General features: G+C 56.6%; 1 protein-coding gene. It reads left to right on the top strand.

Features of this window, described 5'->3' with window-relative positions:
* Window positions 1-268: 268 nt before the first annotated feature.
* The coding region (locus A7A77_RS17340) for a P-II family nitrogen regulator (RefSeq protein ID WP_172799946.1) at window positions 269-385 on the top strand (117 nt) is incomplete at its 3' end.

The following is a 385-nucleotide window of genomic DNA, read 5'->3' as shown; positions in this document are numbered from 1 at the left end:
ATCTCGGTGAACATGGCGAACGCGCTTACAACTAAGTTCAACTTACCAGTTTTGGCGGGGTGGTTCCTCCTCTCCTCTCCCCACCCCGCCAATAACGACGTTCCTCCTGCGAACGTGACTTCATGGGTCGGAAAGCCAGCCGCTTTCCGACCCTCTTTTTCGTGGTTTACCGTATGCGCGGAGCCATGCTTCTTGCACTGCGGCATAATCCATGCATCACTGCGCGTTCGGCGATTTGCCGGCAATTTCCGCAGGAGGGGCAATTCCGATGAAATATATCATCGCAGTCATCAAGCCGCACAAGCTTGACGAAGTTCGCGAAGCCTTGGGCTCGCTGGGTGTCGCCGGCATGACCGTCAGCGAGGTCAAGGGTTTCGGGCGTCAG

This window comes from Croceicoccus bisphenolivorans, from assembly GCF_001634625.1.
Lineage (GTDB): Bacteria > Pseudomonadota > Alphaproteobacteria > Sphingomonadales > Sphingomonadaceae > Croceicoccus > Croceicoccus bisphenolivorans.
Note: the sequence above shows the minus strand (reverse complement) of the source record. Positions and strands in the feature narration are given on the sequence as shown.